The 1,190-nt window shown below is 75.2% G+C and carries 1 protein-coding gene; it reads left to right on the forward strand.

Annotated features, from left to right (window positions below):
- Positions 1 to 70: 70 nt before the first annotated feature.
- Positions 71 to 1,012 (forward strand): cation diffusion facilitator family transporter, encoded by a 942-nt coding sequence (locus tag MHY29_RS12130; protein WP_370643537.1) that lies wholly within the window; start codon positions 71 to 73, stop codon positions 1,010 to 1,012.
- Positions 1,013 to 1,190: the final 178 nt, after the last annotated feature.

The raw sequence follows: 1,190 nt of genomic DNA on the forward strand, positions 1-1,190 counted from the left end.
CCCCGACGACGGCGACGCCACGTCCGACCCCGCCCTCGCCCCGCCGCAGGCGGAGGACCGGCCCGAGGGGCTGGTCACGGTGGTCATCGCGCTGGCGGTCAACGTGGCGGTGGCCGTCGTGAAGTCGGTCGTCGCGGCGCTCACGGGCTCGGCCGCCATGGTGGCGGAGGCCTCGCACTCCTGGGCCGACGCCGGCAACGAGGTGTTCCTCCTGGTCGCGGAGCGTCGGGCCGCCCGTCCCGCCGACGCGCGGCACCCCCTGGGCTACGGGCGCGCCGCCTACGTGTGGTCCATGGTGGCGGCGTTCGGCCTGTTCGCGGTGGGCGCGGCCGTCTCCGTGTGGCACGGCATCACGGCCTGGTCCGCCCCCGAGGAGGAGGGCGGCGGCCACCTGATCGGCTACGTCGTGCTCGCGGTCGCCTTCGTGCTGGAGGCGGTCTCCTTCGGGAACGCCCACCGGCGGGTGAGCGCCGGAGCGCAGGAGCACCGGGTGAGCCGGTCCCGGTTCCTGGCCCGCACCTCCGACCCGACGCTGCGGGCCGTCTGGGCGGAGGACTCCGCCGCGTTGGTGGGCATCGGGATCGCCGCCGCCGCCATCGCCCTGCACCAGCTGACCGGGGACGCCCGCTGGGACGCCGCCGGGTCGATCCTCGTGGGGGTGCTGCTCGGCGCGGTCGCCGTGTTCCTGCTCTCCAAGAACATGGCCTTCCTGGTGGGCGAGGTCGCCGACCCGGCCGTCCGGGTGCGCGTGCTGCGGTGGCTCTTGGAACGCCCGGAGGTGCTCTCGGTGAGCTACCTGCACCTCGAGTACGTCGGCCCCGGACGGCTTGCCGTGGTCGGCGCCGTGGACCTGGCGGCTGACGAGGTCGAGTCCCTGGCCGCCGTCGCCCTCCAGCGGGTGGAGGACGCACTGCTCGCCCATCCGGTGGTCGCGGCGGCGGTGCTCTCCCTGTCCAACCCCAGTCACGCCCCGCTGCGCCTGGAGGACGAGGAGGCCGCCGCACGGCGGTGATGCCGGCCCACGGGTGGGGCTCCAGGGCCGGCCTCACCTCGTTCAGAGAACATCCGGTCGACGTCCAGGAACGCCTCTGGCGAGGGGCGCATGCTTCCAGCCATGACCGCAGCGCCCTCCACTCCCGCCCCTCCCGGGGAGGTTCCGCAGACCCAGCGCCTGCCGACCGTCCCCCCGC

It is taken from the genome of Micrococcus sp. ACRRV, assembly GCF_022346985.1.
In the GTDB taxonomy this organism is placed as follows: domain Bacteria; phylum Actinomycetota; class Actinomycetes; order Actinomycetales; family Micrococcaceae; genus Micrococcus; species Micrococcus porci.